This window comes from Methyloceanibacter sp., assembly GCF_058506495.1.
Window position 1 is genome coordinate 1 of sequence record NZ_JBZMXT010000182.1, and the last position, 1,862, is coordinate 1,862.

Genomic DNA, 1,862 nt, shown 5'->3' on the forward strand with positions numbered 1-1,862 from the left:
GCTGCATAGGCAGATGGCATGGTGTCGGGGCCTCATTTCCGATGCCATGCCTTTTCATCCCTATCTCGAGGGTCCGCTTTGGGTCATTAGCGGACCTCGTCGAGCAGATTCCACATGTCCGCTTTACCGCTCAAAACGGACATTGCGCGTTACTTCCCGTCGCCACCGGAAATGTTGACCCCTAAGTGCCGCCCGAGAGACTCGCGGCGGGGATAACGCCCGACCTCGCGGCGAAACCGCCTCTGCCATCAGTAACCGCAGATCGTGCAGGTGAAGCAGGCCTATTGGTCGTCCCAATCTTCCTGTCGTCAACGAAGCCGATGGCCTCTTTCACGTGGCCAAGATCCGACCCGACGATGCCCCTGTGGAAACGATTGATCGTCTTTCTGGCCAATTGGAGGAAGATCCATTGTTCGATGAGGATGAAATCATTTGATCTGGCACGTTGGGTTTTTGCTCAGGGGTAAAATCGCACGCGCTCCGTTGCCAGTGTGATGTCCGCCAGGTACCAGGAGTGGACATCATGCCCTCCTACAGCCAGTGACAGTCTGGCAGCTGACATCAAGAACCAAATTCGAGCGTAATAGCGACGGTGTCTGAGTCTAGTTTTTCGCCCTATACGGGTATTGCGAGGTCCGGGCAAGCTAACGCCCGCCCGGGCCTCCACGTGTATCACGACAGAAGGTCGAAACGATCTGCGTTCATAACCTTCGTCCACGCTGCAACGAAGTCACGGACGAACTTCGCTTCATTATCGTCCTGTGCATAGACTTCGGAGAAGGCGCGCAGGATCGAGTTTGAACCGAAAACCAAATCTGCGCTGGTCGCAGTGTACTTGACCTCGCCCGTCTTGCGATCCTGTAACTCGTAGGTTCCGTCCTCTTCCAGCGGGACCCACCTATAGGTCATGTCGGTGATCGTTTGGAAGAAGTCGGTGGTCAGCTGGCCTTCACGCTCGGTGAAGACGCCGTGCTTCGAACCACCAAAGTTGACGCCAAGCACTCGAAGACCGCCCACAAGCACTGTCATCTCTGCGCCGGTCAGGCCCAGAAGCTGAGCCCGATCGAGCATGAGCTCCTCAGGGCTAACGGCGTACTCCTCCTTCTGCCAGTTTCGGAAGCCGTCGGCATAGGGCTCAAGTACCGAGAAGCTGTCGGCGTCGGTCTGCTCATCGGTCGCATCGCCCCGGCCGGGTGCGAACGGCACGGCGATATCATGACCCGCAGCCTTTATCGCCTGCTCGATGCCGACATTCCCAGCCAGGACGATAAGGTCGGCCACGGAAGCACCGGTCTCGGCTGCGATAGGCTCGAGAATGCCGAGCACCTTGGCCAGCCGCTCGGGCTCGTTGCCGACCCAGTTCTTCTGCGGCTCGAGGCGGATACGGGCGCCGTTGGCACCGCCGCGCATGTCCGAGCCGCGATAGGTCCGAGCGCTGTCCCATGCAGTGGCGATCATCTCGGCGCTGGTTAGACTGCTGGCGTTGATCTTGGCCTTAGCCGCTGCGACGTCGTAGTCCGTCGGACCGGCCGGGATCGGATCCTGCCAGACCAGGTCTTCAGTGGGAACGAACGGTCCGTGGTAGTTGGCCTTGGGACCCATGTCTCGGTGGGTCAACTTAAACCAGGCGCGGGCGAATGTATCGGCGAGATACTCAGGATCTTTGTGGAAGCGCTCACAGATCTCGCGATAGATAGGGTCAACCTTCATCGCCATATCGGCATCGGTCATCATTGGGTTGTGCTTGATCGACGGGTCGGTCGAATCGGGGACTTTGTCTTCCTCTGCGATATCGATGGGTTCCCATTGCCATGCACCGGCGCGGGACTTCTTCACTTCCCACTCGTACTTGAAGAGTAGAT

The 1,862-nt window shown here is 58.4% G+C and carries 1 protein-coding gene; it reads right to left on the bottom strand.

The genetic code is table 11. The annotated features are described in order from the left end of the window. Positions 1-672: 672 nt before the first annotated feature. Positions 673-1,862: peroxidase family protein (locus AC33YF_RS13835; protein ID WP_491777797.1), on the bottom strand; the 1,190-nt coding region annotated here is incomplete at its 5' end.